We start from the raw sequence: 25,608 nt of genomic DNA on the forward strand, positions 1-25,608 counted from the left end.
GGTAATTTCGTAGTCTACAAGGGATCTCGGGCAGTCTGGTCGTCCAATTCATCGTCATCTTCGTCGAAGACACTCAAATTTCAGGGTGACGGCAATGTCGTCATTTATAATCTTCCTCCGTGGACTCAGCGAGTCTGGTGGTCCACAGGAACGGCAAACCAATACGGCGTTCATAATCTTGTGATGCAGGCGGATGGCAACTTGGTACTTTACAATAAGCCACTCTGGGAAGGAAATCGTGCCATCTGGTCCTCCGGGACTGCTGGCGCCTAAATTGACGTCATCTCGTTACGGAAATGGATCGGTTCAAGCGAATTTGGCGTTGCAGGTCGACGGTCACACGTAGGTGGGTAGCGATAGCTCCTCGGGCCCTGAGATTTTTGCAGTATCTAACTGGAGTCCTAACAAAAGCCTTTGGCACGCGGCTGCGAGGATGATCCTCGAGATCGATGGGACCAATTGCGCCCTAGACTGGAGGGCGTGCCCGCCGATGCTTCTCCCTCGAGCCGCATCCCGGCCGAGGAGCGTCTGTTCAACCTCGTGCTCGCCCTCGTGGCCGCCGAGAACGGACTGACCAAGTCGGACGTCCTCTCGACCGTGCAGGGCTACCGCCAGCGGTCCGACCGCGGCGATCGCGCCTCGCTCGAGCGGCAGTTCGAGCGCGACAAGGACGATCTGCGCGAGCTCGGCATCCCGATCGAGACGGTCGACGCCCCGGGGGACCCGGGCAACACGCAGACCGTGCGCTACCGCATCGCGAAGCGCAGCTACGACCTCCCCGCCGACATCTCCTTCGATCCGGAGGAGGTCGCCCTGCTCCGCCTCGCCGGCGCGGTGTGGCGGGAGGGCACTCTCTCGGCCGAGTCCCGCCGAGCGCTGATCAAGCTTCGCTCGATCGGCGTGGAGTCCGTCGACCCCGTGATCGGGATCAGCCCGTCCATCCGGGTCCGCGAAGCGTCCTTCGAGCCGCTGAGCACCGCGCTCGACCGCGGTCAGGTCGTCCGCTTCCCCTACCTCAAGCCCGGCGCCGCCGAGCCGCGCGTGCGCATCGTCCGGCCGCGGGCCCTCGTCAACCATCAGGGCCGCTGGCACCTGCACGCCTGGGACGAGGGCGCGGAGGGGACGCGCACCTTCCTCCTCTCCCGCATCGTCGGGCCGGTGGCGTCGACGGGCCGCACGTTCCCACCGGAGGAGGGGGACCACGCGGTCGCGGCGCTCGCTCAGCTCGACGACGTGCTGCGCCGCAACACCGCGCTCCTGAGGGTGGCGCCGGACTCCGATGCTGCACTGCGCCTCGGCCGCCGTGCCGAGACGGCGGGGGAGGGCGAGCACCTGCTCCGCCTCCACTTCACCGACGCCGACATCCTGGCGGACGAGCTCGCGGGCTACGGTCCGGAGGTCGTCGTCCTCGAGCCGCTCGAGCTGCGCGACGCGGTGGTCCGCCGCCTGCGCCGCTCCCTGTCCGACCACCGCCTGCAGTCCGACCCCGGAGGGAGTCACGATGGCTAGGCCCCGCACGCTCCAGGCCCGCGACCGCCTCGCGGTCCTGCTCTCCCTCGTCCCGTACCTGCTCGACCGCGGCCGGGTCAGCGTCGGCGAGGTCGCCGAGCACTTCGACATCGCCCCGGAGGAGGTGCGGCGCGCCGTCCGCCTCATCGCCGTGTCGGGCATCCCGGGAGAGACGGCCCAGTACCAGGCGAACGACCTGTTCGACATCAGCTGGGACGACTTCGAGGAGAACGACCACGTCGTCCTGACCCAGCAGGTCGCCATCGACGACTCGCCCCGCTTCTCGGCGCGGGAGGCGGCCGCGCTTATCGCCGGCATGCAGTACCTCGCCGCCCTGCCCGAGAACCAGGGCAACGACCGCATCGCCGCCCTGATGGGCAAGTTGTCGCGCGGAGCCTCCTCGGCGCCGAGCGCGGTGGCCGTCGCGCGCGGCACCGGAGCCGATGCCGGGCTCGAGGTGATCCGGACCGCTCTGGCCTCGGGGACCCAGCTCGCCTTCGACTACCGCAACGCCCGCGGCGAGACGGAGTCGCGACTGGTCGACCCCTTCCTCCTCGAGTCCGTCGACCGCGACTGGTACCTCCGCGGCTGGTGCCACCTCCGCGAGGGCGTGCGCACGTTCCGCGTCGATCGGATGCGCGGTCTCGCCGACACCGGATCGCCGATCCTGCGCCGCCGCAACGAGGTCACGCTGCCGGACCGCCTCTTCGAGGCGTCCGACTCCGATCTGCTCGTCGATCTCCGCGTCGCGCCGAGCTCCGTCCCGCTCCTCGGCGACTACGCCGTGGACGCCGAGTTCCCGCCGGTTCCCGCCGATGAGGCGGAGCAGGGAGTGCTCGTCCGGATCCGCGTCGCGCACCTGGAGGGCCTCACCCGCCTGGTCGCCTCCCTGCCCGGCCTCGTGACCGTCGTCGCTCCGCCCGCCGCTCGCGTCGCCGTCGCCCAGTGGACTCTCGCAGCTCTGCGGGCCAACGGGGAGGAGGAGTCGTGACCTGGTGGTCGTGGATCCTGATCTGGGCGGTGCTCGCGATCGCCGCGCTGGCGGTGCTCGCGCTCTTCTTGGTGTCGTACTGGCGCAGGGGTCGCGCTCTGCTCGGGCAGCTCGACGAGCTCACCGCGAAGCTCGACGCGATCCAGCCCGAGGGCGGCGATCCGGTCGTCGACCGGCCCCCGTCGTCGCTCTTCGCCGATCGCGACGCGGTGCGACGGGCCCACGAGTCGCGTCGCGACTCCCGCCGTGACAGGACCGAGGATCGCCGGTCGGCGCGAGTCGAACGGGGTAAGCTCCTGGTACACCGCAACCGACAAGCAAAGTGAGTCTGCAATGTTCGCTGGCCTCCAGGGGTGGCACCTCCTCATCATCCTCGCCGTGATCCTCCTGCTCTTCGGTGCGCCCAAGCTCCCGCAGCTCGCGCGCAGCGTCGGCCAGTCGATGCGCATCTTCAAGAGCGAGGTCAAGACCATGAAGGAGGAGGACGGCTCCGAGCGCTCCACCGAGGGTCCCGCGTCGTCCACCGGTACCACCACCGGCTCGACCACCGGCACCGGCACGACCACGCCGCCCGAGTCACCGCTCAAGTAATGACGTCCGTGGCAGCGAAGAAGCCACGGACGAAGCGATCGGGGAAGGATCCCGAGGGGCGCATGTCCCTCGGCGCTCACCTGATCGAGCTCCGCAACCGGCTCTTCAAGTCGGCGATCGCGATCGTTCTCGGTTGCATCGCCGGATGGTTCGTCTCGGAGTGGGTCTTCGAGTCGCTCAAGGCGCCCATCCTCGAGGTGGCGTCGACCCAGGGCAAAGAGGCGATCCTCAACTTCCCGACGATCGCGGGCGCCTTCGATCTGCGCCTCCAGATCGCCATGACGGTCGGCATCGTGATTGCGAGCCCGGTGTGGCTCTACCAGATCTGGGCGTTCCTCGTCCCCGGTCTCACCAAGAAGGAGATGCGGTACGGGCTCGGGTTCATCCTGACCGCCATTCCGCTCTTCTTCGCCGGATGCGCGGCGGGCTGGTTCGTCTTCCCGCACATCGTCGAGCTGCTCACCGGCTTCACCGGGGACAACGCGGCGAGCTTCATCGATGCGAAGTACTACTACGACTTCGTGCTCAAGCTCGTCCTGATGGTCGGCATCGCGTTCGTGCTGCCGGTGTTCCTGGTGCTGCTGAACTTCCTCGGGATCCTGCCCGGCATGCTGATCCTGAAGTCGTGGCGCATCGCGATCATGGTGATCGTCTTCTTCACCGCGATCGCGACTCCCGCGGCGGACCCGATCTCGATGTTCCTGCTCGCGATCCCGATCATCGTGCTGTTCTTCCTCGCGTGCGGCATCGCGATCCTCCACGACCGTCGCGTCGCGAAGCGCCAGCCGGTGTTCGACGGCACCGCCTCCGACCTGCCCGCGTGAGCGATCAGTCCCCGTCGGAGCGGTTCGCCGCGTTCCGCACCCGCCAGGGCCACGCGAGGGTCGAGTCGTTCCGCTCGACCCTCGCGTTCGACCTCGATCCGTTCCAGTACGAGGCGTGCAGCGCTCTCGACGGCGGTCGGAGCGTCCTGGTCGCGGCCCCCACGGGTGCGGGGAAGACCGCCGTCGCCGAGTTCGCGATCCACCTCGCCATGCAGGACCCGACCGCCAAGGTCTTCTACACGACGCCGATGAAGGCGCTCAGCAACCAGAAGTTCCAGGAGTTCGTCGAGGACTACGGCGCGTCCGAGGTGGGCCTCCTGACCGGCGACTCGAACGTCAACGCCCGGGCCCGCATCGTCGTCATGACGACCGAGGTCCTGCGGAACATGCTCTACGCCGACTCGGATCTGCTGCGCGATCTCGCGTACGTGGTGATGGACGAGGTGCACTACCTCGCCGACCGCTTCCGCGGGGCGGTGTGGGAGGAGGTCATCATCCACCTGCCGCAGCGTGTCCGCCTCGTCTCGCTCAGCGCGACGGTGTCGAACGCCGAGGAGTTCGGCGACTGGCTGCAGACCGTCCGGGGCGAGACCGAGGTCATCGTGTCGGAGGAGCGCCCGGTGCCGCTGGATCAGCACGTGCTCGTCGGCGGCAAGCTGCTCGACCTGTTCGACTCCTCGGGCCGGGCAGCGACGAACCGGGTCAACCCCGAGCTGGCGCGTCTCGCTCAGGGCGGGACGCGCGTCGAGCGCGGCGGCAGGGGAGGCCCGCGCGGCCGGGGTCGTGGTCGGTTCCAGGACACCCGTCCGGCCGACGATCTCGTCCAGCGCTCCGAGGTCGTGGAGATCCTCGAGGGCAAGAACCTCCTCCCCGCCATCTTCTTCGTCTTCAGCCGGGCAGGCTGCGACCAGGCGGTGCGCCAGGTGCTGCGCTCGGGGGTCCGGCTCACCGAGCGGCACGAGCGCGACGAGATCCGCGCCATCGTGGAGGAGCGCTGCCGCACCATCCGCGACGAGGACCTCGCCGTCCTGGGCTACTGGGAGTGGCTCGACGGACTGCAGCGCGGGGTCGCCGCCCACCACGCGGGCATGCTCCCCGCCTTCAAGGAGGTCGTCGAGGAGCTGTTCCTGCGCAAGCTCGTGCGCGTCGTCTTCGCCACCGAGACCCTCGCGCTCGGCATCAACATGCCCGCCCGCACGGTCGTGCTCGAGAAGCTCGAGAAGTTCAACGGCGAGGCCCGCGTCCCCATCACTCCGGGGGAGTACACCCAGCTGACCGGTCGCGCGGGCCGGCGCGGCATCGACGTCGAGGGCCACTCCGTCATCCAGTGGCGCGGCGGGATGAATCCGCAGGCGGTGGCGTCGCTGGCCTCGCGCCGGACGTACCCGCTGAACTCGAGCTTCCGGCCGAGCTACAACATGGCCTGCAACCTCATCGAGCAGTTCGGCCGGACGCGCACGCGCGAGATCCTCGAGTCCTCGTTCGCCCAGTTCCAGGCCGACCGCTCCGTCGTCGACCTCGCGCGACGGGTGCGCCAGCAGGAGGAGTCGCTCGACGGCTACGTCACGGCGATGCAGTGCCACCTGGGCGACTTCGAGCAGTACGCCGCCATCCGGCGCGAGATCAGCGAGCTCGAGCGCCGCGGCGCGATCCGGGGGGAGTCCGCCTCGCACGCCGAGCGCGAAAAGAGGCAGGGGCAGCTGACCTCGCTCCGTCGCCGGATGAAGGCGCACCCCTGCCACGCCTGCACCGATCGGGAGCAGCACGCGCGCTGGGCCGAGCGGTGGTGGAAGCTCCGCCGGGAGACCGACGAGATCGAGCGCCAGATCCGCTCGCGCACCGGAGCGGTGGCCAAGGTCTTCGACCGCATCACCGAGGTCCTCCTCGAGCTGGGCTACTTCCGGCGCGACGACGCGGGCGAGCTCTCACTCACGCCGAACGGGCGGACCCTGCGCCGCATCTACGGGGAGCGCGATCTGCTCGTCGCGGAGTGCCTCCGGAAGCAGGCGTGGACGGAGCTCGACCCGGCCGGCCTCGCGGCGATGGCCTGCTGCCTCGTCTTCGAGCCGCGGCGCGAGGAGGGGACGCTCAACGAGAAGTTCCTGCCGCGCGGAGGCTTCCCCGAGGCGCTCGAGAAGACGCAGCTGCTCTGGGCGCGACTCGACGACGTCGAGCGCGACCACCGGCTTCCCGGCAGCAACCCGATCTCGACGAGCCTCGCGCTCGCGATGAACATGTGGGCCCGCGGGATGCCCTTGGACGCCGTCCTGCGCGAAGCCGACATGGCGGCCGGAGACTTCGTCCGGTGGGCGAAGCAGACCATCGACCTCCTCGATCAGCTCTCGGTGGTCGCCGACGGCAAGGTCGGCCGCGCCGCCCGCACGGCATTCGACCTCGTGCGCCGGGGCATCGTCGCCTACTCCGCGGTCGCATGACCGGAGCGACTCCTGCGCCTCCGGGGCGCACGGCACCGCTGTGGCTCGCGCTGATCCTCGCCGCGCTCGGGGGAGCGGTCCTGGACCGCGGGTTCCCGGACACCGACGTCTGGCCGCTCGCGATCGTGGGCGCCGCGGCGATCCTGTTCGCGCTCGCCGGTCGCGGCTTCTGGAGCGGTGCGCTGGTGGGCCTCGTCGGCGGCGGCGTGTTCTGGGGCGTCCACATCGAGTGGCTGACGCTGTACCTCGGGCCCGTCCCGTGGGCGGCCCTGGCGGGACTCCAGGCGATCTTCTTCGCCCTCTCCGCCGGTCTGATGGCGCTCGTGTCCACCCGCGGCCACTTCGTCTGGACCGGACCGCTCGGGCGCATGGTCGGCATCCCGGCCCTGCTCGCCGCACTCTGGGCGGGCCGCGAGACGATCACGAGCGTCTGGCCGTACGGCGGCTTCGCCTGGGGGAGGCTCGCGCTCTCGCAGTCGACGGGCCCGCTGGCCGATCTCGCCGCCTGGATCGGATTCACCGGGCTGAGCTTCGTGGTGGCGTTCCTCGCGGCGCTCCTGGCGCAGGCCGTCCGTGAGGTCTCGGTCCCCGGCACCGCCCGAGTCGCGACGGTCGCCGGCTTCGCGATCGTCGCCCTGGTGTTCCCCGCGTGGCCGGCGCCGACCGACGGGACGACCAGTATCGCGGCGATCCAGGGCGACTCCGACGCGGGCCTCTTCTCGGAGAGCTACCGCGGGCAGATCCTCGAGGACCACACTTCCGCGACTCTTCCCGTGCTCGACGAGGACGTCGACATGGTCGTCTGGCCCGAGAACGGCGTCGACATCGATCCGACGCGCAACGCCCAGTCGGCAGCGGTGCTCGACTACCTCAGCCGCACCATGGACGCTCCGTTCATCGTCGGTACGATCACGAACCCCGAGGAGGACGTCTTCTACAACAGCTCGCTGCTGTGGAAGGCGGGGGAGGGCGCGACTCAGGTCTACGACAAGGTGCATCCGGTGCCGTTCGCCGAGTACATGCCGGATAGGGCGTTCTGGCGGATGTTCGCCCCGGACCTCGTCGATCTGGTGAGCCGGGACTACTCGATCGGCACCCGGCCGAACGTGTTCGACATCGACGGCGTGCTGGCGGGCATCGCGATCTGCTTCGACATCTCGGACGACGCCCTGACGAATGCGATGATCGACGGCGACGCCGAGATCATCCTCGCCCAGACGAACAACGCCGACTTCGGGCGCACGGACGAGAGCGTCCAGCAGCTCGCGATCGCGCGGTTGAGGGCGATCGAGACCGGCCGGAGCGTGGTGAACATCTCGACGGTCGGCGCGAGCGCGATCATCGCACCCGACGGCTCGACGCTCGACTCCCTGACATGGTTCGAGCCGGGTGCCATGGTGGACGAGGTCCCCCTCGCCTCCACCACGACCCCGGCTCTGGTGTGGTCCCGGAACCTCGGCTGGTACGTCCTCGCCGCAGGTCTCACGGGCCTGGTCTCGTTCGTCCTGCGGACGCGCGCTCCCCGGCCCCGGGACGCAGACCGGCGCTAAGCGCCGATCTTGTGCTCGCCTCGACGGGCGCGCAGGTAGGCGAGCCGCTCCTCGAGCAGCTCCTCCAGCTCCGCGCGGGTGCGGCGCTCGAGCAGCATGTCCCAGTGGGTACGGGGCGCCTTCTGCTCACCGCGGTCGACGACGACGGGCTTCGAGTCCACCAGGAGGGTGGCCTCGTGACCGCACGCGCGGCACTCCCAGGTCTCCGGCGCCTCGGCGTCGGCCGAGAACACCATGTCGGTGTCGTGGCCGCAGTTCGTGCAGTGGTAGGTGTGCGTCGAACGCGGTGAGAAGACGACACCCTCCTCGCTCTGCAGGCTCTGAGAACCCAGTCTCATTCCTCGCAAGCTTCGATCTGCCATTGTGTGGTCTCCTCTCGCTGTACTCCGACAAGTGTCGACCGCGTACCTGGAGGTGGTCTTGCGGTCGTCTCCTTTGCCAGAGAACCTTCAGGTGAGAGGGGATTTCCGGTCATCGACGGCGCGGCGCGCGAGGTCCGTCCGGTCGGTGACGAGTCCGTCGACGCCCAGGGCGAGCAGCCGGGTCATCCGCTGCGCGTCGTTGATGGTCCACAGATGGATCTCGGCCCCGGTGACCCGAAGGCGCGCGAGGATCGGGGGAGTGGCGACGCGCAGGCCGAGCGCCGAATCCGGGACCTGGAGCGCGTCCATCCCGTGCAGCGCGAGCTGCACGAGCGCGGGGAGACGGAGGTGCGCTCCGATCAGCGCCGCCAGGAAGCGGGGGGCGGACGCGGATGTGGCCACTCCGGGGAGCAGCCGCGCGGTCGACGCGCGGCGGGACTCCGAGAAGGAGGTGATCAGGACGCGGTCGCCCGCTCCCTGCCGGTCGACGGCACGTGCAGTGGGGACCACCGCGGCGCGAGCCTTCACGTCGATGTTCAGGAGGGCGTCGGGCAGCAGCCGCAGTGCGTCCTCGAGGCTCAGCAGCGTCTCTCCGCCCGGGAGGACGAGATGCGCGAGGTCCTCCCAGCGCTCGGCGTCGATCCGGTGGGGCCGACCTTCGGCATCACGGACGACCTCGTCGTGGACGAGGACGGCGACTCCGTCGAGAGAGGCTCGGACGTCGGTCTCGAGCAGGTCGGCGCCGGCTTCCAGTGCCCGCTCGAACGCACCCAGGGTGTTGCCGATCCGGCTCGGCCCGAAGCCGCGGTGGGCGATGACGCGCGGCCGCCGTCCCCGGAGGAACGGCGGCCGCCTGTCGCTCACGGTGCGCGGACCCTAGAAGCGCGGCGCCGGGGGAGTGACCGCGGTGTCCTGCGGACGCTCGGGGTCCTGGCCCTTCGGGCCGAACGCGGCACCGATGCCCTTCAGCGCCTCGGTCAGCTCGCTCGGCACGATCCAGAGCTTGTTGGCGCTGCCGTCGGCGAGCTTGGGGAGCGTCTGCAGGTACTGGTACGCGAGCAGCTCCTTGTCCGGACGGCCCTGGTGGATCGCCTCGAACACCGTCGTGATGGCCTTCGCCTCGCCTTCGGCGCGCAGGATCGCGGCCTTCGCGTCTCCCTCCGCAGCGAGGATGGCCGCCTGGCGGTGCCCCTCCGCGTTCAGGATTTGCGACTGCTTGGTGCCCTCGGCGGTGAGGATCACGGCGCGGCGGTCTCGCTCGGCGCGCATCTGCTTCTCCATCGAGTCCTGGATGGAGGCGGGCGGGTCGATCGCCTTGAGCTCCACGCGGCCGACGCGGATGCCCCACTTGGTGGTGGCCTCGTCGAGGACGATGCGCAGCTGTCCGTTGATGTTGTCGCGGGAGGTGAGCGCCTCCTCGAGGTTCAGACCACCGACCACGTTCCGGAGTGTGGTCGTCGTGAGCTGCTCGACGGCGCCGAGGTAGTTCGCGATCTCGTAGGTGGCCGCGCGGGCGTCGGTGACCTGGAAGTAGACGACCGTGTCGATCGACACGACGAGGTTGTCCTCGGTGATCACCGGCTGGGGCGGGAACGAGACGACCTGCTCGCGCAGATCGACCGAGGGGCGCACCCGGTCGATGAAGGGGATGACGAGGTTGAGGCCCGGCAGCAGCGTGCGGTGGTACTTGCCGAGCCGTTCGACGACCCCCGCGGTGGCCTGCGGGACGATCCTGATGGATTTGAACAGGACGACCAGGGCGAAGACGACGATCACCGCGACGACGATGGTCGTCACGAGTGCGGAGGTGGTCACGAGGAGCTCCTTTCGGCGGGGACGACGACAGCGGTCGCGCCGTCGATGGCGGTGACGACGACACGTTCGCCGAGACCGAGTGGACGTGATTCGACGAGCGGCGACAGGCGGGCCGTCCAGGTCTCGCCGTTGGCCAGCTTGACCTGGCCGGGACCGTCGCCAGCGATCACGACGCTTCCCGCGAGTCCGAGCAGGGCGTCGGCGCCGATCGGAGCCGGATCACCGCCGCGTCGGAGCAGGCGGAGCAGGGGCGGTCGGACGGTCAGCAGCAGCAGCACCGCGAGGACCGCGGCGACCGGGACCTGCACCCAGAAGGGCGCTCCGACGAGGCCGGTCAGGAGTCCGCCGACGCTGCCGACGGCGAGCATCAGGAACGTGAACTCGAGAGTGATCATCTCGACGATCACGAAGATCAGGATCAGCGCGAGCCAGAGGATCCAGGCGTACTGGAGGACAGCGTCCATGCTGGTTGCTCCTTCCCCGGATGAGCGGTTCCACCGTAACAAGGCCCCCCGGAAGCGGGCTGGGAGGGTCGGCGGCCGGGTCGAGGGGCGCGGGGCGGACGGTTTCGGTAGGATCGCCTGTCGGGGCCCCGGCCCGTCATCGTGCCCGCCCCGGTCTTCGCATCGGCGTCCTGGAGGATCTCCTCGTGTCCAACCCCCTCGCTCCCGGCTCGCTCGACGGCAAGCGCGTCCTCGTCACCGGCTCCTCCCGCGGCATCGGCGCGGACACGATCCGCTACTTCGCCGAGGCGGGCGCCCGTGTGGTCGTCAACTACCGCTCCAAGGCGCCGCGGGCGAACAAGCTCGTCGACCAGATCGTCGCCGCGGGCGGCTCGGCCTTCGCGGTCGGAGCGGATCTCACCGACGCTCAGTCGCGCACCGACCTCTTCGCCCGCATCCAGGACGAGCTCGGGGGACTGGACGTGCTGGTCCTGAACGCGTCCGGCGGCATGGAGAGCAACATGGGCGAGGACTACGCGATGGTCCTGAACCGCGACTCCCAGGTGGCGACCCTCGAGGCGGCGCTGCCGCTGCTCGGCGAGGGCTCGCGCATCGTCTTCGTGACGAGCCACCAGGCCCACTTCATCCGCTCGACGCCGACGATGCCCGAGTACGAGCCCGTCGCGCTGTCCAAGCGCGCGGGTGAGGACGCCCTGCGCGACCGCATCCCCGAGCTCGCCGAGCGCGGCATCGAGTTCGTCGTGGTGTCGGGCGACATGATCGAGGGCACCATCACGGCGACGCTGCTCGAGCGCTCGAACCCCGGAGCGATCAGCTCGCGCCGCGAGTCGGCCGGCAAGCTCTACAACGTCGGAGAGTTCGCCGCCGAGGTCGCTCTGGCGGCCGTCGAGCCGATCCCGGCGGAGAACACGCGCCTGGTGGGCGACATCACGGACTTCGTCGGCGCGTAGTCGTCGTCGGCGCTGGGTCGGCGACGATCCGTCGGCATGGGAAACCAGCGCCAGGCGCCCTTCGTGCGATATCCGATAATGCACATTATGTCAGTCCGAACCAACGACAGCCCCTCGAGCCGCTCCTCTGTTCCAACGGCGACGGACGACACACTCGGACCGGTCCCGGCGGCGATGCCGATCTCGATACTCCGTCGTCCGCGCGAACGAGCCTGCTCTTGCGACGAATCGGGCCACTCGCGAACCCTACGACGGCTTGTGCAGACAGAAACCTTCGTCGTAAAGTAACTTTACGATAAAGATAGTGGTTCGGAGGGACGTGGTCCTTCCGCTGAGGGTTCGGCGCACCGTTCTCCGCCGCAGCCGACGCCTCCAGGAGCAGCCCATCCATGATGACCGCCACCGTGACGACCCGAGATCCGCTGGAGCCGTCCGGGGTGGAGGCGACCCTGCGGTCCCTCGACGGGCCCGTCTTCGGATTCGCCGCCCAGCCGCACCTCTCCGAGCTCGCCGCGGCGACCCTCAGTGATCGAGCGAGGGTCGACGGCATCTCGCTCTCGTACTCCTACTACCGGCATCCGTTGAACCGGTCGCATCCGTCGAACTTCGTCGACCTCACTCCGCAGCAGGTCGCCGCCATCGAGAGGGCCGAGTCGTCGAGCCTGCCGCTCTGGATGGTCGAGCAGATCCGGCAGATCCGCTATCCGACCCTGTGGGACGCGGTCCGCACGGCGAAGGCGGGCCCGGGCGACCGGAAGGACGCCCTCGAGACCCGGCTCGCCGCCCACGCGAACGACGTCCTCCGCGCCCGCGATCCCCGCCACGTCGCGGTCCGCTCCCCCAGGAACACGTCGACCGGCCGTCTCCACCACTCCGACCTCCTCGAGACGACCTGCGTGACGGTCGATCGGGAACCGCACCGCGGCCGACTCCTCGAGGCGGCGCCGTTCCTCACGGCCCTCGGCGCCCGGATCGGGAAGCGCTACCTCACGGTCGTCTACGACACGCGCACGGCGCCGAAGCTCGCGCTCGAGTTCACGGTCCGCCGACCGGTCCCGGACAGCGGCACCCTCTGATCCGACGTCGCCCGGGAGTCCCCCCGAGCTTCGCGTCGGACTGCGCACCGATCATGTCGCTCACAGTCGGCGTACATGTCGCTGAGTATCGTTCGGAGAAACGGAGGTCATCATGAACAGCTCTTCCTCGACCGGTGCGTTCGGCGCCGGCAACCCGATCGACAGCATCTGGCAAGCGATGGAGCAGGCGCGCGCCGGCTTCGAGAAGCGGGTCGGCACCCGGGTCGGGCGCGGCGACGTCCGCGCGGCCGTCCTGGCGCTCCTCGCGGAGCAGCCCATGCACGGCTACCAGATCATCCACGAGATCGAGGAGCGCAGCGGAGGCAGCTGGAAGCCCAGCCCCGGCTCCGTCTACCCCACCCTCCAGCTCCTCGCCGACGAGGGACTGATCTCGGCCGACGAGTCGAACGGCCGCAAGACCTACTCCCTCACGGAGGCGGGCCACGCCCAGGTCGCCGCGTCCGGAACCTCCTCCCCCTTCGCCGAGACCGACGGCGTCGAGGCCGGCGCCCTGCCCAAGGCGGGTATCGCGCTGGCGCAGGCCGCCGCGCAGGTGCAGCGCTCGGGCACCCCCGCCCAGATCCGCCAGGCCGTGACCGAACTCGAGGACGTGCGCCGCCGCCTGTACGCGATCCTCGCGCAGGACTGACCCGGGTGCCGTCGGACAGCCCGGGTCCTGGGGACCCGGGCCGCCGAGCGAGCAGTGAGCGGCGGCGCTACCGCCGCATCCTGCGCTTCGCCGCCTGGCACCTCGCGGTGACCTGGTGGTTCGATCTGGTCCTCCCCCGGCTGGGGCTGAACGTGATCGCCCTGCGCACGCGCCCGCACCGGATGCGGCGGTTCGCCCGCAGCTTCCACGTGCTCGCGGTCGAGCTGGGCGGTCTGATGATCAAGGTCGGGCAGTTCATGTCGTCGCGCCTGGACGTCCTGCCGCCCGAGATCACGCGGGAGCTCGAGGGACTGCAGGACGAGGTCCCGCCCGTCCCCTTCCCCCGCATCCGCGCCCTCGCCGAGGCCGAGCTCGGCATGTCACTGGAGCGCGCGTACGCCGGAGTCGACGAGTCGCCCGTGGCGGCGGCGTCGCTCGGCCAGGCCCATCGGGCGCTCCTGTCGCCGCTCGACTCGGCCGACACCGGTCACACCACCGCGATCCTGAAGGTGCAGCGACCCGGGATCGACGCGATCGTCGACGTCGACCTCGCCGCGCTCCGCCGGGTCGGGCGCTGGCTCACCCACGTCCGCCTCGTCTCCGACCGCGTCGACGCCCCCGCGCTCGTCGAGGAGTTCGCCGCGACCAGCCTCGAGGAGATCGACTACCTGCAGGAGGCCGCCAACTCCGTCCGCTTCGCCGCGGACTTCGCCGGCGACCCGCGGATCGGCGTGCCGGACGTCGTCTGGGAGCGCTCGACCCGCAAGGTTCTCACCCTTCAGGACGTCACCGCGATCAAGATCACCGACGCCGACGGGCTGCGCGCCGCCGGCATCGACCCGCGCGACGTCGCTCCGGTGTTCGCCGCGGTGATGTTCGACCAGTTGTTCACGACCGGCTGGTTCCACGCGGATCCGCACCCGGGGAACGTGTTCGTCACTCCGACCCCCGGCGCCGAGCTGCCCTGGCGGCTCACCTTCATCGACTTCGGGATGATGGGCGAGGTCCCGCCGACGACTCGGGCGGGGCTGCGCACGATGCTCATCGCGGCCGCGTCGCGCGACGGCAAGGGCCTCGTCGATGCGGCGCGCGACCTCGGCGTTCTGCTGCCCTCCGCCGACTCCCGCGAGCTCGAGAAGGCGATGACGCAGCTGTTCGCGCGCTTCGGCGGGATGGGCTTCGCCGAGCTGCGTGAAGTCGACCCGCGCGAGTTCCGCCAGTTCGCCGAGCAGTTCGGCGACGTCGTCCGCTCGCTGCCGTTCCAGCTGCCCGAGAACTTCCTGCTGATCATCCGGGCCATGTCGCTCACCTCCGGCGTCTGCAGTGCGCTCGACCCGTCCTTCAACCTGTGGGACTCGGTCGAGCCGTACGCGCAGCGGCTGATCCGGGAGGAGCGCGGCAACGTGGCGCAGGATCTGGGCCGGCAGGCGGTCGAGAACCTCGGTCTGCTCTGGCGGCTCCCCCGCCGGTTGGAGTCGCTCGCCTCGACCCTCGAGGACGGCACTCTCGCGGTGACGGTGCCGAGCGTCGAGCGTCGGCTGAACCGGCTCGACGCGACCGTGCGCCGGGTGGTGTCGGCCGTCCTGTTCGCAGGGCTGCTCATCGCGGGCGCGGTGGTGCGGAGCGACGACGGCGGTCTCGGATCCGCGCTCATGATCGTGTCGATCGTGCCGCTGCTCCACGCGCTCCTGTCCGGGCGCCGCGGCGGCTGACTCCGCACCGCGAGCCGCATCACATCGGTGGCCTACCGTGGAGGCATGGCCAGGACGATCTCCACGAACACCGCCGTCGACCGTGCCGGGATGCTCGCCTTCGTGCGGCCCCGGCACCGGATGATCGTCGCGACCACCCGGGGCGACGGCAGGCCGCAGATGTCGCCGGTGTCCGGCGGGGTCGACGAGGAGGGCCGGATCGTCGTCTCCACGTATCCGGGCCGCGCGAAGACCCGGAACATCGAACGCCGGTCCGCCGTGTCGGTGCTGGTGCTGTCCGACGAGTGGGACGGAGCCTGGATCCAGGTCGACGGCGACGGCGAGGTCCTCCACATGCCCGAGGCCGCGGACGGACTGGTCGACTACTACCGCTGCATCGCGGGCGAGCACCCCGACTGGGACGAGTACCGCGCGGCGATGGCACTGCAGGACAAGTCCCTCCTGCGCGTCACTCCGACGCGCTGGAGCCCCGTCTCGACGGGCGGGTTCCCGGCCGACGTGGCGCAGCGGCTCGACGCGCGCTGACGATCCCCGAGGCCTCGGATCGGAGGCCCCGGGCTCAGCCGGAGGGGACCGCGCAGGTCTCCTCCGCGGCCGTCTGGCCCGGAGCGGCGACCGCCGCGGGCTCCTGCGGCGGAGCAGGCTCCTGTGCGCCGGCCGTGGGCTCGACGGCGGGCGGCGCGGGCTCGACCGGTTCTCCCGGAGCCGGGGCGAGCACGACGGGCTCGTCCGCCAGGACCCGTGCCATCAGCTCGGCGCCGAGCACCGGATCCGGGACGACCTTCCCCGGGTAGTCCGGGTCGTCGAGCGCGGGGTACTGCACGAACACCATCCGCTCGAGGTCGATGTCCTTGAGGGCGAGCGCGAGGGAGATCATCGTGCTCGGGTTCGTCATCGTCGTCGAGAGGTGCAGGTTCGAGGAGGCCGCCTGGGCGAGCCCGTAGAGCACGGGCGGGTTCGAGAGCGTGTCGGCCGAGCGGACGGTGCGCATCAGCGAGGCGAGGTACTGCTGCTGGGAGGAGATGCGCCCAAGATCGCTGCCGTCGCCGACGCCCTTGCGGGTGCGCAGGAACGCGAGCGCCGTCTCTCCGGAGACGGTCGACACGCCTGCGGGCAGGTCGAGCCCGGAGTCGGTGTCCCGGATCGGACCGGCGAGGCAGATCGGCACTCCCCCGACCGCGTTGCTCATCTCGATGACCCCGTTGAACGAGACCCAGCCGGCGTAGGGCACGGAGAGGCCGGTGAAGGCCTGCAGGGTGTCGTTGACGCAGGCCAGTCCCCCGGCGCCGAACGCACGGTTGAGCGAGGCGGCGGTCTCGGCCGGTGAGACGACTCCCGTCTCGGGGTCGGTGCACTCGGGGCGGTCGAGGATCAGGTCGCGCGGGAAGCTGATCACCGTCGCGCTGCCGTGGTCCTCGGAGACGTGCAGGAGGATGTTGACGTCGTTGAGCGTGGCGTCGCGGACGCCGAACTGCTCGCCCTGCGCGGCGTCGTTGTCGGTGCCGACGATCAGGACGCTGAAGCCGCCCTCGATCGCGCCGAGCCGCAGGCCTCCGGTGCCGTCGGCCTCGACGCCGAGGTCGACGGCGTTGCCGGTGACGTTGCGACTGATGCTCGCGGCCGCGATGGCCACCAGCGAGGTCGCGCTGACGCCGAGGACGGCCAGTCCCGCCGCCACCGCGACCACCGCGGTCCGCCGTCCCGACCGTCGCCGGAGCCGCCCGTGGCGGATGCTGCGCTCTGCTGCCATTCCGACAGTCTCCCCGACGCGCGGCGGCCGGGTGCTCACCGGCGTGTCCTCACGCGGCGGGCACGCCATCGGCGGGGTCGCGGCGGGCGGTCGGGGTCGTGGTTCTGCTCCGATCCGTCGGGCGTCCCTGCCGCGACGTGAAAACCATACATCGGTCGGATTTTCTGCGTCCGATCTCTTGCGGCGTCGATCCGCCCCGTGCATACTCAGTTCCCAAACGACGTTCGGTTTTCGGCAGAGGCTGTGGAGACCCGTCGACTCAACGGTGAGAGGACTCAGAGATGACAACTGCGAGTGGATCCGCGGCGGGTATGCCGTCCGGAATGACGACGGCGACCGCGACGGTCAGGCGCGACCAGGGCTTCCCGGAGCCGACCGAGCCCGCCAAGGGGAGCTACATCTTCTGGCTGCTCGCGGCGCAGCTGGTGTTCTTCATCGCCCTGCTGGGGCCGGCGATCGTCGGCATCGGAATCAAGATCCAGTCGTTCGTCGACGCGGGCGTCATCGACGCGAACGGTGCGACCGGAGCCGCAGCGGTGCTGGGCGGATTCGGTGCCCTGTTCGCCACGATCGCCAACGTCGTCTTCGGTCGGCTCTCGGACCGCACGACGAGCCGCTTCGGCCGTCGTCGCGTCTGGATCGTCGCCGGCACCGTCATCATGACCGTGGCCTTCGTGATCATGGCGCTGGCGCCCAGCCTCCTTCTCGCCACGGTCGGCTGGTCGCTCGCCCAGCTCGGCGCCAACATGACGCTCGCGCCCTTCATCGCGACGATCGCCGACCAGGTGCCCAAGTTCCAGCGCGGCAAGATCACCGCGGCCCTCGGCATCGCGCAGAACGTCGGCGTCCTCGGCGGCACCTACGTCGCGCAGGCGTTCCAGGACCAGCTCCTCATCCTCTTCGTCGGCCCCTCGGTCCTCGCCATCATCGTCATGGTCGTCTTCGCCGTCGTCCTCCCCGACCGCCGCCTGCCCGCCGCTCCGCCGCGTGCGACCCTCCGCGACTGGGCCGAGACCTTCTGGGTCAGCCCGCGCAAGAACCCCGACTACGCGCTCGCCTGGTGGTCCCGCTTCCTCATCACCTTCGCGAGCTTCGGCTTCACGACGTTCCGATTCTTCTACCTCCTCAACCACATCGGCGTCGACGCCGAGGACATCCCCGGCGTCATCACGACGAGCGTGCTCATCTACACCGCCACCCTGGTCGGAGCCAGCTACTTCGCCGGCTGGCTGTCGGACCGGATCGGGCGGCGCAAGGTCTTCGTCTGGAGCTCCACCGCGCTGTTCGCGATCGGGACCTTCGCGCTGATCTTCGTGCAGGACGTCCCCACCTTCTACATCCTCGAGGCGCTGCTCGGCATCGCCTACGGCATCTACGTCGGCGTCGACCTCGCCCTCGTCGTGGACGTCCTCCCCGACCCCGAGAACTCGGGCAAGGACCTCGGCGTCTTCAACATCGCCAACGCCCTCCCCCAGACGATCGCGCCGCTCATCGGCGGCATCCTCGTCTACGTCAGCGACCCGTCGGGCAACAACTACGCACTCTGGTTCTCCGTCTGCGCGGTCGCCGCGATCATCGGAGCGCTGGTCATCTTCCCGATCAAGAAGGTCAGGTAGGGCGGGCCGCGCCACCCTTCCTGCGAAGGCCCGCCGGTCACCGATCGGCGGGCCTTCGTGCGCTCCGGGCGAGTCGCGCCTCCTGCGGCCGCGCGATCTGATCGGATCGGGACATGTCGCGACCGCTGATCCTCCTGACGGGCATCGGTCTCGTGCTCCTGGCGACCCTCGTCCTCGCGCCGCTCTCGACCGTCTCCACCTGCTACGACGCCGTCGAGCCGTCGGCGTCGCGGTGCGAGACGGCGCACCGGTCTCTGCTCGGAGCTCCCGCGAACCTCTGGGTCTGGCTCGTGATCGTCGCGGTGATCGTCGTCCGGACCGCCCTGCGCCTCCGCCGACCTCGCGCGCAGGACGCGAGCCGTTGATCACCCACGTCGCTCCTGCCGCCGTTCGGATCCGGAGAGGGAGCCGTCCGTGGAGGCGTTGAGCGCGCTCGTCCTGCTCGTGGTCGCCGTCGGCGCGGTGTGCCAGGTGCTGTCGGGAGTCGGTTTCGCGCTGGTCGCCTCTCCCCTGCTCGTGCTCGCGATCGGCCACGACCGCGGCGTCCGCACCGTTCTGGCGCTCTCGATCGTCCTCAACGCCGTCGTCCTCCTCCGATCGTTCCGGCACGTGCGTCCGGCGGAGGCGCTGCGCCTCCTCGTGCCCGCGGCACTGCTGGTCGTGCCGGCGGCACTCCTGCTGGACGCCGTCCGGCCCGCGGCCCTCGCCGTCGTCGCGGGAGTGGTGATCCTGCTCGCGACGGCGCTCGTGGCAGGCGGACGTGCACTCCCGTTCCTCGACGGCGCGCGGGGCGCGGTCCTCGCCGGGGCGCTCAGCGGAGTCTTCACCGTGCTGGCGGGCGCCGGCGGTCCGCCCGTCGCCCTCTTCGCCGCCCAGCGCCGCTGGACACCCGTCGTCGCGAGCGCGACCCTCCAGGCGTTCGCGCTCCCCCTCAACCTGCTGACGCTGCTGGTGCTCGGCCCGTCCCCGGCTGATCTGTCGGGAGCGGGCTGGGCGGCGGCTGGGCTCGTCATCGGGACGATCGCGGCGATGCTCGTCGCGCCCCGAGTGTCGGGCGCAGCGGTGCGACGGGTCACCCTCGTCGTCGCGGCTCTCGGCGGCGCGGGCCTGGTCGTCGCGGGCATCGCCGGCGCAGCGTGATCCGGACGCCGGAGTCGTCGCCCCGGCGATGAGTCCACTCCTCCGCTCTCTTGACACGGCTTCGAGCGCGACGTACTTTATCGATACATGATCAACCCTGTATCGATACAGGAGCGCGAGCACGAAGGAGTGCGATGCACGACACCGGCACGAGGGCTCCCTCCCCCTCGCCTCTGGAGCGGTTCCTCGCCGATCCGTCGCTCGTCGTCTCCGGAGGCAGATGGCACCTGTTCCCGACGACCGACGGCATCCAGGACTGGGGCGCCCGGGCCTTCCGGTGCTACTCCTCCCCCGACCTGGTCGACTGGACGGACGAGGGCGAGATCCTCCGCCTCGGGCGCGACGTCGTCTGGGCCGACTCCTTCGCCTGGGCGCCCGCCGCTCTCGAGCGGGACGGCACCCACTACCTCTACTTCACGGCGGGCAACAGCATCGGAGCGGCCCGCGCCACCGACGCCGCGGGCCCCTACGCCGACCTCGGCACCCCCCTCGTCCCCGCCGGCCGCTTCCCCGGCACCGCCATCGATCCATCGGTGTTCGTCGACGACGACGGTGCGGTCTACCTGCTCTGGGGCAACTCCGTCGCCCACCTGGTGCGCCTGGGCGACGACCTGATGTCGTTCGACGAGGACGCGGTGCACTCGTGGGTGCCGACCGGGTTCCGGGAGGCGGCGCACCTGCACCGGCGCGGCGACGCCTACTTCCTCACCTGGTCCGAGAACGACACCAGGGAGGAGGACTACCGCGTGCGCTGGGCGGTCGGCCGCAGCCCCTTCGGCCCCTGGACCGACGGCGGCGTTCTGCTCGAGAAGAACACCGCCGAGGGCATCCTCGCGACCGGCCACCACTCGATCTGCCGCGTCCCCGGCACGGACGACTGGGTCATCGCCTACCACCGCTTCGCCGTGCCGGGCGGAGACGGGGTGCACCGCGAGATCGTCTTCGACCTTCTCCACCACGACGGCGACCGACTCGTGCCCGTCGTCCCCCGGCACGCCCACCTCCGACTCCCTCTCTCCTGATCCCACCCACCCACCCACCACAGAACGAGGAATGCAATGTCGCATCGCCCCCACGCCGTCGCCCTCCGCACGGCCGCCCTCGCCGTCGCCGCGGCGAGCGCCTTCTCCCTGACCGCCTGCGGGTCCGCCGGCGCCGACTCCGGGAAGACCGAGCTCAGCTTCTTCTCCTGGGACAACGAGGCGACGATGACCCCGGTCATCGAGGCCTTCGAGGCGGCGAACCCGGAGATCTCGGTCGAGTTCTCGAACGCTCCTCCGGTCGCCGAGTACGTCTCGACCCTGCAGACCCGCCTCGCGGGGAACAACGCGGCGGACGTGTTCCTGATCGCCGCCGAGAACAAGACGAACCTCATCGACGGCGGCTTCGTGAAGGACCTGACCGATGAGCCGTTCATGGCCGAGATGTCGCCGTACAACACCGAGACGTACAGCAGCGACGGCAAGGCGTACGGCATGTCGACCTCCTCCTGGGCCGGAGGGATCCTCTACAACCGGGCACTGCTGGACGCGGCGGGCGTCACGGAGGTGCCGACCGACTGGGACGGCTTCCTCGACGCGCTGTCGAGCGTGAAGGACACCGGGGTCGTGCCGTACTACGACGCCGCCACGCAGATCCCGATGGGCCTGTCGGCGATGGTCGGCTCGGTCGACGCCGAGCAGGGCGGCGCGGTCGACGAGGCGATCTTCGACGGGAGCGCCGAGTTCGGCGACCTCTGGGACGAGCCGCTCGCCGCCTGGAGCGAGCTGCTCACCAGCGGGCTGATGAGCCAGGACGTGGTCAGCCTGACCGGCGACCAGATCGTGGACGAGTTCGCGAACGGACGCGTCGCGATGATCGCTGCCGGACCGTGGAACCTGCCCGCCGTCCGCGAGAAGGCCCCGGACCTCGACGTCGAGTTCGCTCCCTTCCCCACTCTCGACGGTGCCGGCTTCTGGGCCGGAGCCGCGTCCCCCGGCTTCGCGATCAACGCGAAGACCGACCACGAGGCCGAGGCGGAGGCGTTCCTGAGCTTCCTCGGCAGCGAGGAGGGCGTCCGGATCTACCAGGAGGGGACCTCCGCGCTGACGACCACCGCCAACTACACGCCGGTCGTCGATCCGGCGCTCGAGCCGAACCTCGCCGGCCTGCAGGAGGGGCGCTTCTACCTCCCCTCGATCGCCTGGCCGCGCGAGCAGGACGCGCTGAGCACCGAGGCGGTCGCCCAGATCCAGCTGCTCGTGCAGGGGCAGGCCTCCCCCGAGGACGTCTCGGCGGCGCTGCAGGCGCGACTCGAGTCGCAGGGCTGAGGGCTCGGCCCGGCTCCGGCCGGGCCGGCCCTCCGGGAACGGAGAACCATGTCAGCCCTCACCGCACCGCGCCGAAGCGCCGCCGTCGTCCGGCGCGCCCGCATCGATCCGCTCCGGCGTCGCGAGACCGTCAGCACGAGCCTGTTCCTCGTGCCGATCGTGCTCGTCTTCGTCCTGCTCTTCGCCGTGCCGCTCGCCCAGTCGTTCTACTTCAGCCTGACCGACTTCGACGGCTACTCCGTCGACTCCGAGTTCGTCGGACTCGCGAACTACGCCAGCATCGTCCGCGACCCGGCGATGCTGGCCGGGCTCCTCTTCACGCTGACCTACAGCCTCGGGACCACGGTCCTCGTCACCGCGCTGGCGATCCCTCTGGCCCTCGTCCTCAACCGCCCCTTCGCCGGTCGCGGAGCGGTCCGAGCCGTCCTCTTCTTCCCGGCCATCCCCAGCATCGCGATCCTCGGCCTCGTCTGGGGCCTGATCCTGTCGCCGCTGGGCTCCGGAGCTATCAACCGGGTGCTCGAGACCGTCGCGGGGCTCGGTCCGGTGCCGTGGCTCTCGAACGGCGCCCTCGCCCAGCTCTCGGTCATCGTCGTGGGGGTCTGGTCGAGCACCGGCTGGCACGCGATCCTCTACCTCGCCTACCTGCAGTCGATCCCCGAGGACTACTACGAGGTCGCCCGCATCGACGGGGCGTCGGCCCCGCGGCGCTTCTTCTCGATCACGCTTCCCCTGCTCGCCCCCGCGGTGACGGTGAGCACGCTGCTCCTCATGACGGGCGGGCTGAAGGTCTACGACCTGCCCTTCACCCTGACCAAGGGCGGGCCGGGGTTCTCGACTTACACGATCACGCAGTCGATCATCCAGAACGGAGTCGGCCAGGCGCAGTTCGGCAAGGCCTCGGCCCTCGCCGTCGTGTTCCTGCTCGTCGTCGGCTCGATCGTCGCCGTGCAGCTGCTCATCTCGCGCCGATTCGAGGAGAGGACCTCATGACCACCACCGCGGTCTCCCTGCCCCCGGCGCCGCCGGTCGCCGATCCCCCCGTCCCCCGCCGACGCCCGCGTCCCACGCGCGCTCAGCGCCGTCGCGGAGTGGCGGGCGCCCTGACCAGCATCGGCATGATCGCGCTGGCCGCGCTGGTCGGCGCACCCTTCTACTACATCGTCGTCAGCACGCTGAAGACGCAGCAGGAGGTGTCGAACGCTCCGTTCGCCCTGCCGACCCGCCTCGACTTCGGCAACTACGCCGACGTGTTCGCCTCCGTCCCGATCGTCGGGGCCTTCGCGAACACGTTCTACGTGACGGTCGTGTCGGTGGCGCTCATGCTCCTCGTGGGCTCGATGGCGGCCTACGCGATGCTGCTGCGCACCACGCTCCTCACCCGGATCGTGTCGGTCGTGCTGATCATCGCGTTCCTGGTGCCCGGTCAGGCGACGCTGATCCCGCTCTACCGCCTCCTGGCGAGCGCCGGTCTGGTCGACAGCCTGGAGGGGCTGATCCTGCTCTACGCCGCGGGGTCGATCTTCTGCTACTTCCTGATCCAGGGGTACATGAAGTCGCTCCCGCTCGAGATCTTCGAGGCCGCGCGGATCGACGGGGCGGGTCCGTGGCAGATCTACTGGCGCATCGTGCTCCCCCTGATCCGGCCGATCCTCATCACCGTGGGCGTCTTCCAGACGATGTGGGTGTGGAACGACTTCATCACCCCGAACGTCTTCATCAGCTCGTCCGAGAAGCAGACGCTCGTGCTGCAGGTGTACAAGGCGGTCGGGCAGTTCGGAGTGAACTGGCCCGCGTTCCTCACGCTGAGCGTCGTCGTGCTGCTGCCGATGGTGGTCTTCTTCGTCCTGATGCAGAAGCACATCGTGGGCGGTCTGGTGTCCGGCAGCGTGAAGGGGTGACCGGGTACCTCCTCGCCTACTTCCTCCCGGGACCCGGTGGGGAGGCCGTGCGGTTCGCCGTGAGCGCGGACGCGACTCCGCTCGTCTTCCATGCACTGCCGGGCGGGCCTCTGCGCTCGGACGTGGGCGAGGGCGGAGCCAGGGACCCGTTCCTCGTGCGGGATACCGCCTCGGGACGGGTCGTGCTGCTCGCCACGGACCTGCGCACGGAGGACGTCGACGACTGGCACCGGGCGGTGCGGCACGGCAGCCGGTCGATCCTGGTGTGGGAGTCGTCGGATCTCGTCGACTGGGGCGATCCCCAGCTGCGAGCCGTCGCTCCGGAGGAGGCGGGCAACGCGTGGGCGCCGAAGGCGTACCGGAGCGAGGAGCGCGGCTGCTGGCAGGTCTTCTTCTCGAGCGCGCTCTTCCCGCCCGGGCAGGATCGCGGCACCGCCGTCCACCAGAGGATCCTCGTTGTCGAGACGGAGGACTTCGTGCGCTTCTCCTCTGCGAGGATCGCCCTGGACACCGGTCGCGACGTCATCGACGCGACGTTCCTCCCCGACGGCGACGGGTGGCTCCGCTTCACGGTCGAGACGCCGACGGGAGCCGACGCGACCTCGATCACGCTCGCGCGCGGAGTGTCCCTGGACGGCCGCTTCGAGACCGTGCGGACGGGGATTGGCCGCCCCGAGCTCGCCCGCGGCGAAGGTCCCGCGGTCATCCGCTCCCCCGACGGGACCACGACCTGGCTGCTGATCGATGAGTTCGGCCTGCGCGGGTACCGCGTCTTCTCCTCCGCCCGACCCGGGACCGGAGGGTTCGAACCGGTCCGTGGCGCGCGTCTACCCGACGACGCGCGCCACGGGTCGCTCCTCGCGCTCACCGACGACGAAGCGGCACGGCTCCGCTCCCGTGCCGGGATCGGGCCTGCACCCGTGGGAAGCTCGAGGGGAGGAGGTGCGTCATGGTGACCATCCACGACGTGGCGAAAGAGGCCGGGGTCTCGGCGATGACCGTGTCGCACGTGCTGAACGACCACCCGCACGTCCGCGAGACCACGCGCGAGAAGGTGCTCGACGTGATCACGCGGCTCGACTACCGGGTGAACGTCGCCGCGCGGAACCTGCGGACGGGACGCACCGGCACCATCGGACTCGCGGTGCCCGAGATCGACCGGCCGTACTACGGCCGGCTCGCTGCCGAGATCATCGCCGCCGCCGAGAAGCACGACCTCCGCGTCGTGATCGAGCAGACCGGCGCCCAGCGCGAGAACGAGCTCGGGGCGCTCGCGTCCTCCCGGAAGCGGCTGTACGACGGCATCATCCTGAGCACCGTCGGGCTCGGCGCGGCCGACACGGAGCTGCTGCGCGTCGATCATCCGCTCGTGATCCTCGGCGAGCGCATCTTCGAGGGGCCGGTCGATCACGTGGCCATGGCGAACGTGGACGGGGCCCGGATGGCCGTCGCCCATCTGATCGAGAAGGGCTGCCGCCGGATCGTGATGGTCGACGATCCGGCACCCGACGAGGTCGACGTCTCGAGTCTGCGCCTCGAGGGCTATCGTCGCGCGCACGAGGAGGCCGGACTCGCGGTCGACCCGGCGCTGCACATCGAGGTCGGCGAGTTCACGATGGCCGGCGGTGCCCGGGGCATCCGCGACTTCCTCGACCGCGGCGTCCCCTTCGACGGGGTGTTCTGCATCACCGACACCGTCGGGATCGGGGTCCTCCGGGGTCTCGCGGATCGAGGGATCCCGGTGCCGGGACAGGTCAGGGTCGCCGCCTTCGACGCGATCCTCGAGGGCGAGTACACGGTGCCGAGGCTGACCACGATCGATCCCGACCACGCCTTCATGGCGCGCACCGCGGTCGAGCGGCTCGTCTACCGGATCGCGGGCGGGACCACGGCGGCCGAGGAGTACATGGCCGCGCCGCGCCTGATCGTGCGGGAGAGCTCGGCCTGAGCCCTCGTGGCCCCGG

The 25,608-nt window shown here is 70.2% G+C and carries 26 protein-coding genes; 21 read left to right on the forward strand and 5 right to left on the reverse strand.

Annotated features, from left to right (window positions below; genetic code table 11):
• Window positions 1-480 precede the first annotated feature (480 nt).
• The 7 genes from ASF48_RS12550 (at window position 481) to lnt (ending at window position 7,900) form a co-directional block, all read left to right on the forward strand.
• Entirely contained in the window at window positions 481-1,509 is a 1,029-nt protein-coding gene (locus tag ASF48_RS12550; RefSeq protein ID WP_055792109.1) for a helix-turn-helix transcriptional regulator, read from the forward strand.
• Window positions 1,502-2,500 (forward strand): helix-turn-helix transcriptional regulator, encoded by a 999-nt coding sequence (locus ASF48_RS12555; protein WP_055792112.1) that lies wholly within the window; start codon window positions 1,502-1,504, stop codon window positions 2,498-2,500. The genes ASF48_RS12550 and ASF48_RS12555 overlap by 8 nt, the downstream gene beginning before the upstream one ends.
• Window positions 2,497-2,826, forward strand: coding sequence for a hypothetical protein (locus ASF48_RS12560; RefSeq protein ID WP_055792115.1), 330 nt, complete (start codon window positions 2,497-2,499; stop codon window positions 2,824-2,826). The genes ASF48_RS12555 and ASF48_RS12560 overlap by 4 nt, the downstream gene beginning before the upstream one ends.
• 7 nt (window positions 2,827-2,833) lie before the next feature.
• A complete protein-coding gene (tatA, locus tag ASF48_RS12565; protein WP_055792117.1) occupies window positions 2,834-3,091 on the forward strand; it encodes a Sec-independent protein translocase subunit TatA in 258 nt (85 codons plus the stop codon).
• Between the two features lie 62 nt (window positions 3,092-3,153).
• The gene (gene tatC, locus ASF48_RS12570; protein WP_055792125.1) at window positions 3,154-3,915 is read left to right on the forward strand and encodes a twin-arginine translocase subunit TatC; all 762 of its coding nucleotides are present in this window, start codon (window positions 3,154-3,156) and stop codon (window positions 3,913-3,915) included.
• Window positions 3,912-6,350, forward strand: a complete 2,439-nt coding sequence (locus ASF48_RS12575) for a DEAD/DEAH box helicase (RefSeq protein ID WP_055792128.1) — start codon at window positions 3,912-3,914, stop codon at window positions 6,348-6,350. Before tatC ends, ASF48_RS12575 begins: the two co-directional genes overlap by 4 nt.
• Window positions 6,347-7,900 carry an apolipoprotein N-acyltransferase gene (lnt, locus tag ASF48_RS12580; RefSeq protein WP_055792131.1) on the forward strand — a complete coding sequence of 518 codons (1,554 nt, stop codon included), beginning with the start codon at window positions 6,347-6,349 and terminating at the stop codon, window positions 7,898-7,900. The genes ASF48_RS12575 and lnt overlap by 4 nt, the downstream gene beginning before the upstream one ends.
• Here lnt and ASF48_RS12585 read toward each other — a convergent pair.
• The 4 genes from ASF48_RS12585 to ASF48_RS12600 all read right to left on the reverse strand — a co-directional run bounded on the left by ASF48_RS12585 (window position 7,897) and on the right by ASF48_RS12600 (window position 10,541).
• Window positions 7,897-8,262 (reverse strand): RNA polymerase-binding protein RbpA, encoded by a 366-nt coding sequence (locus ASF48_RS12585; RefSeq protein WP_055792134.1) that lies wholly within the window; start codon window positions 8,260-8,262, stop codon window positions 7,897-7,899. The genes lnt and ASF48_RS12585 overlap by 4 nt on opposite strands.
• Window positions 8,263-8,349: 87 nt before the next feature.
• Window positions 8,350-9,126: a glycerophosphodiester phosphodiesterase family protein gene (locus ASF48_RS12590; protein WP_055792137.1), complete on the reverse strand. Its 777-nt coding sequence runs from the start codon at window positions 9,124-9,126 to the stop codon at window positions 8,350-8,352.
• A 12-nt stretch (window positions 9,127-9,138) separates the two neighbouring features.
• Complete coding sequence (locus ASF48_RS12595; RefSeq protein ID WP_055792140.1) at window positions 9,139-10,077, reverse strand: SPFH domain-containing protein; 939 nt, start codon at window positions 10,075-10,077, stop codon at window positions 9,139-9,141.
• Window positions 10,074-10,541, reverse strand: a complete 468-nt coding sequence (locus ASF48_RS12600; protein WP_055792143.1) for an NfeD family protein — start codon at window positions 10,539-10,541, stop codon at window positions 10,074-10,076. Before ASF48_RS12600 ends, ASF48_RS12595 begins: the two co-directional genes overlap by 4 nt.
• Window positions 10,542-10,726: 185 nt before the next feature.
• On the opposite strand from ASF48_RS12600, the gene ASF48_RS12605 reads away from it, so the two are divergent.
• The 5 genes from ASF48_RS12605 to ASF48_RS12625 all read left to right on the forward strand — a co-directional run bounded on the left by ASF48_RS12605 (window position 10,727) and on the right by ASF48_RS12625 (window position 15,453).
• Window positions 10,727-11,491, forward strand: coding sequence for an SDR family oxidoreductase (locus tag ASF48_RS12605; RefSeq protein WP_055792146.1), 765 nt, complete (start codon window positions 10,727-10,729; stop codon window positions 11,489-11,491).
• A gap of 389 nt (window positions 11,492-11,880) precedes the next feature.
• A complete protein-coding gene (locus ASF48_RS12610; RefSeq protein WP_055792149.1) occupies window positions 11,881-12,567 on the forward strand; it encodes a hypothetical protein in 687 nt (228 codons plus the stop codon).
• 112 nt (window positions 12,568-12,679) lie between these two features.
• Complete coding sequence (locus ASF48_RS12615; RefSeq protein WP_055792151.1) at window positions 12,680-13,216, forward strand: PadR family transcriptional regulator; 537 nt, start codon at window positions 12,680-12,682, stop codon at window positions 13,214-13,216.
• The gene (locus tag ASF48_RS12620; protein WP_082481507.1) at window positions 13,213-14,928 is read left to right on the forward strand and encodes an AarF/UbiB family protein; all 1,716 of its coding nucleotides are present in this window, start codon (window positions 13,213-13,215) and stop codon (window positions 14,926-14,928) included. Before ASF48_RS12615 ends, ASF48_RS12620 begins: the two co-directional genes overlap by 4 nt.
• 45 nt (window positions 14,929-14,973) lie before the next feature.
• Entirely contained in the window at window positions 14,974-15,453 is a 480-nt protein-coding gene (locus ASF48_RS12625) for a PPOX class F420-dependent oxidoreductase (protein WP_055792156.1), read from the forward strand.
• A gap of 34 nt (window positions 15,454-15,487) precedes the next feature.
• Here ASF48_RS12625 and ASF48_RS12630 read toward each other — a convergent pair whose 3' ends face one another.
• Window positions 15,488-16,678 (reverse strand): LCP family protein, encoded by a 1,191-nt coding sequence (locus ASF48_RS12630; protein WP_082481443.1) that lies wholly within the window; start codon window positions 16,676-16,678, stop codon window positions 15,488-15,490.
• 323 nt (window positions 16,679-17,001) lie between these two features.
• Between ASF48_RS12630 and ASF48_RS12635 the strand changes: the two genes are divergently transcribed.
• The 9 genes from ASF48_RS12635 to ASF48_RS12675 all read left to right on the forward strand — a co-directional run bounded on the left by ASF48_RS12635 (window position 17,002) and on the right by ASF48_RS12675 (window position 25,592).
• Complete coding sequence (locus tag ASF48_RS12635; protein WP_235577248.1) at window positions 17,002-18,294, forward strand: MFS transporter; 1,293 nt, start codon at window positions 17,002-17,004, stop codon at window positions 18,292-18,294.
• A gap of 113 nt (window positions 18,295-18,407) precedes the next feature.
• Window positions 18,408-18,659, forward strand: coding sequence for a hypothetical protein (locus ASF48_RS12640; protein ID WP_055792166.1), 252 nt, complete (start codon window positions 18,408-18,410; stop codon window positions 18,657-18,659).
• Between the two features lie 49 nt (window positions 18,660-18,708).
• Window positions 18,709-19,434: a TSUP family transporter gene (locus tag ASF48_RS12645; RefSeq protein ID WP_055792169.1), complete on the forward strand. Its 726-nt coding sequence runs from the start codon at window positions 18,709-18,711 to the stop codon at window positions 19,432-19,434.
• Window positions 19,435-19,568: 134 nt separating this feature from the next.
• Window positions 19,569-20,456 (forward strand): family 43 glycosylhydrolase, encoded by an 888-nt coding sequence (locus ASF48_RS12650; protein WP_055792172.1) that lies wholly within the window; start codon window positions 19,569-19,571, stop codon window positions 20,454-20,456.
• Window positions 20,457-20,492: 36 nt separating this feature from the next.
• On the forward strand, window positions 20,493-21,743 hold the full coding sequence (locus ASF48_RS12655) for an ABC transporter substrate-binding protein (RefSeq protein ID WP_055792174.1): 1,251 nt from the start codon (window positions 20,493-20,495) through the stop codon (window positions 21,741-21,743).
• A 48-nt stretch (window positions 21,744-21,791) separates the two neighbouring features.
• The gene (locus ASF48_RS12660) at window positions 21,792-22,736 is read left to right on the forward strand and encodes a carbohydrate ABC transporter permease (protein WP_082481445.1); all 945 of its coding nucleotides are present in this window, start codon (window positions 21,792-21,794) and stop codon (window positions 22,734-22,736) included.
• Complete coding sequence (locus ASF48_RS12665) at window positions 22,733-23,644, forward strand: carbohydrate ABC transporter permease (protein WP_082481447.1); 912 nt, start codon at window positions 22,733-22,735, stop codon at window positions 23,642-23,644. The genes ASF48_RS12660 and ASF48_RS12665 overlap by 4 nt, the downstream gene beginning before the upstream one ends.
• Window positions 23,641-24,600: a glycoside hydrolase family 43 protein gene (locus ASF48_RS12670; RefSeq protein WP_055792177.1), complete on the forward strand. Its 960-nt coding sequence runs from the start codon at window positions 23,641-23,643 to the stop codon at window positions 24,598-24,600. The genes ASF48_RS12665 and ASF48_RS12670 overlap by 4 nt, the downstream gene beginning before the upstream one ends.
• Window positions 24,594-25,592, forward strand: coding sequence for a LacI family DNA-binding transcriptional regulator (locus tag ASF48_RS12675; RefSeq protein ID WP_055792180.1), 999 nt, complete (start codon window positions 24,594-24,596; stop codon window positions 25,590-25,592). The genes ASF48_RS12670 and ASF48_RS12675 overlap by 7 nt, the downstream gene beginning before the upstream one ends.
• The last annotated feature ends 16 nt before the right edge of the window (window positions 25,593-25,608 follow it).

The sequence above is a fragment of the Rathayibacter sp. Leaf299 genome, assembly GCF_001423055.1.
Lineage (GTDB): Bacteria > Actinomycetota > Actinomycetes > Actinomycetales > Microbacteriaceae > Rathayibacter > Rathayibacter caricis.